At 39.4% G+C, this 3,401-nt stretch carries 2 protein-coding genes; both read left to right on the forward strand.

What is annotated here, in order from left to right; translation table 11 throughout:
- The first annotated feature begins 278 nt into the window (after nucleotides 1–278).
- Nucleotides 279–395 carry a photosystem II reaction center protein I gene (locus AC3DU7_RS29090; RefSeq protein WP_202220449.1) on the forward strand — a complete coding sequence of 39 codons (117 nt, stop codon included), beginning with the start codon at nucleotides 279–281 and terminating at the stop codon, nucleotides 393–395.
- Nucleotides 396–716: 321 nt separating this feature from the next.
- Nucleotides 717–3,368, forward strand: a complete 2,652-nt coding sequence (locus tag AC3DU7_RS29095; RefSeq protein ID WP_488042736.1) for a DUF3769 domain-containing protein — start codon at nucleotides 717–719, stop codon at nucleotides 3,366–3,368.
- Nucleotides 3,369–3,401 lie beyond the last annotated feature (33 nt).

Genomic DNA, 3,401 nt, shown 5'->3' on the forward strand with positions numbered 1-3,401 from the left:
TAAGCCAGAGTACCAACAAGAACCAGACTACTTAGAAGTAGCCTCAGTTTCAATGGGATATATCAAACATCCCCTAGAAGAAATATTGGGGTGGGTAGATGTAGTTATGAGCTGGATAGAAAGAGTATTTGAACAAGTCTGGCAATGGAGCCAAAAGAAGTTGAAAAATATTTGACACATAATTGTAGTCAAATGAGACAATATTTAGATATGATAAGAAAGTTGTAGATTTCTCATAATCAATATCAATTTTTCACATCCTGGGAGAAAAATAATAGATGCTAACTCTAAAAATAGTCGTTAATATTGTTGTCCTGTTCTTTGTTGGATTATTCATTTTTGGATTCTTGTCCAACGACCCAGCTCGTAACCCTAGTGGTCGAGATATGGAGTAAGAGAATCTCTATTATCTAGAGACTGAGAAAAAACTTGCACCAAGATATTAATCAGCCTGGAAGTCCACTAATCTAATTAAGTGTTATATTCCAGGCTAATTTTTGACAAAATTTACAAAGCAAGATCGCTAAAATCAAAATGTCAGTGACTAACTGAAATGATATATCTATGATCCTAGAGAGTGGAAAAAAGTAATCTCCAGGCCAAGTTAATTATATTTTTACTCTTAAATTGATAAATCTTCTATAAAAATTCTAACTCTTAAGTTTATGATCGACTCTGATGTTTAAATCTTTGAGCTTAGTGTTTCTATCTGAAATATGTCCTATCCTCTACCTCCACCAGAATTACCTCCAATAGTTGAAACCCTCCCTTCACAGACTGTAACTCAAGGTGTTACAAAATTACGACAGGAAGTACCTAGCTCAGTGCCAAAATCAAACCAGGGGACTGAGGAAATCATATTGTCTATAAAAAGCACCTTCTTAGGACAAGAATTCAGAGAAACCGTATTGTACAAGTTTCCTCAAATCAAATCCACCTTTGACCCTGTTAGTCAAGTAAGTCCAATTCATACAACCTCAGCAAGTCTCGGACCACCTGTAGAAATAGATATATCATCAGCAGAGAAAATTTCTACTATAGAAAACCAAATTAATTTAGATAGAAAATTAACATTCCACTCTACTTCCTTATCAAATTTTTACGAATATACAGCCAGAAAACAAGAAGAACAAACTACCAAACCAGTAAACTTATATAGCTCAAATAGTAGAAAAATTTTAGAACATTTCAGTGAGAATACCGCAAGTACCAGAAAAGAAGTAATTACCTCAAAATTTTTCACTCAACCAGAGCAACTTGAAACACAAGCACAAAAACAAACACTTAAAATAGGACAAATAATAGAAGATAGCTCTCCAGAATTGCCCAATCTTCCCCAAGACCAACAACCTATAGACCAGCCAGATGTCCCAGAATCAAAAGAAGAAGAGACACCTATTCCTATAGTAGATCCAGAATCTCCAACCCAAGATTCAGACCAAGAAACAGGAGAGCAACAACCTATTACAGTACCCTTACCAGCAGACGTAGTAGAAGTAACAGCAGAGCGCCAAGAATATGACGACCAACGACGACTAATTACAGCAGAAGGTAAAGTAATAGTGCGATTTAGTCAAGGACTCGTTAACGCCGACAAAGTACAAATTAACTTAACTACTCGTCAACTCCTAGCAACGGGAAATGCTGTTTTTACTCAAGGGCAACAAGTATTGCTAGGAGAACGCATGGAATACAACTTTACCCTAGATAAAGGAGTAATTGAACAAGCAAGTGGAATTATTTTTGTCGGTAACGCAGAAGAAATCTCCTCATCATCCCTACCCACCACAGAAGGAGTAGGAGCATTGCAAGCAAGAACATTAAGCGATCGCATTGCTGCAACTCAACCACCAACAAATGTAAAAGCAACTGAAGGCACAAAAGTTACGTTTGAACCCAAACTAGAAGCACCCGAACAGGCAGGAACAGTTAATAGACTGCGCTTTGAAGCAGACCGTCTAAACTTATTAGGTGCAGGCACTTGGGAAGCCACAAATCTCAGACTCACCAACGATCCATTTTCACCTCCAGAGGTAGAATTAAGAAGCGAGCGTGCCACACTCACACCCCTATCTCCCTTTCAAGATGAACTAATCACCAAAAAAGCGCGGTTAGTATTTGACGATCGCTTTAGTTTACCACTATTTCGCGAACGAACAATTATTGACCGTAACCAAAGAGACCCCCTACCACTTCAAATTGGTTACGACCAAGATGATAGAGGAGGGTTATTTGTTGAAACTACATTTGAACCACCACTTCAAATACCATTTCAAGTCAGAATAACTCCCCAATATTACTTAGAAAGAGCCTTTTTAGGTGATGAAGGCGACTCCCCCATAGATGATAATGTGTTTGGTCTCAAAGCTTCAGCAAACGGCTCTATAACTCCCACAACCCAGCTAGAAGGACGAGCCACATTTCTGACATTTAAGGATTTTCCTGACATAGAAGAAGACGATTTTCGGGGTAGCATTCGACTAAGACAGTTATACAAAGGTTACAATTTAACAGGGGAGTATAGTTATCGCGATCGCTTATTCAATGGCAGCTTAGGATTTCAAACAGTTCACAGCAGCGCAGGTGTAGTCCTGACCTCTCCCCTAATACCAGTAGGTAAAACCGGTGCCCAACTAAGTTTTCAGACAGGTTATCAAGTTGTCAATGCGAGAACAGACCGTCGGGAATTATTAACAGACCTCGAACCATTTGAACCCTTACCCGATGAAAATGATGAAAATGATGACGATGATGCTAAAGCACGAGCTGACCTTGGTCGTTTCCAGAGCGTAGTCTCTCTGAGATACCCACTAACTATCTGGAGTGGAGAAGCATTACCAGCTACCCCAAGCGAAGGCTTGAGATATACCAGCAAACCAGTAGTTCCATTTGTGCAAATGGTCTTAGGGCTTACCGGTGCTACTAGCCTTTATAGTAACGATGAAGACCAATCTTATCTTCGTGGCAGTCTTGGATTTACTGGTCAGTTTGGACATTTTTCCAGAGACTTTTTTGATTATACTGGATTCAATTTAACTTATAGCCAGACAGGTCTGAGCGGTCAGTCACCTTTTTTCTTTGACCGCGTTGAAGATACAAATGTTTTATTATTTGGTTTTGTCCAACAGATTTATAAAGGTTTTCGGGTTGGCTATCAAAGTGGAATCAACATAGAAAATGGTGATATTCTCGACGACCGTATCACATTAGAATATAGTCGTCGTACTTATGGAGTTGTATTAACTTTTAGTCCCAGACGACAAACTGGTACATTTAGCCTCCGGATCAGTGACTTTAACTGGGAGGGTGGTACAACTCCTTTCTCAGGAGAAGATATTCGACCCGTAGGCGGCGGTGTGGTTCGATAATCATGAGGAGTCAGGAGTCAGGAGGGAAGAAAA

The organism is Okeania sp. (assembly GCF_983059655.1).

Coding starts and splice junctions, on each gene's coding strand:
- AC3DU7_RS29090 (WP_202220449.1), top strand. CDS start 279: ATGCTAACTCTAAAAATAGTCGTTAATATTGTTGTCCTGTTCTTTGTT.
- AC3DU7_RS29095 (WP_488042736.1), top strand. CDS start 717: ATGTCCTATCCTCTACCTCCACCAGAATTACCTCCAATAGTTGAAACC.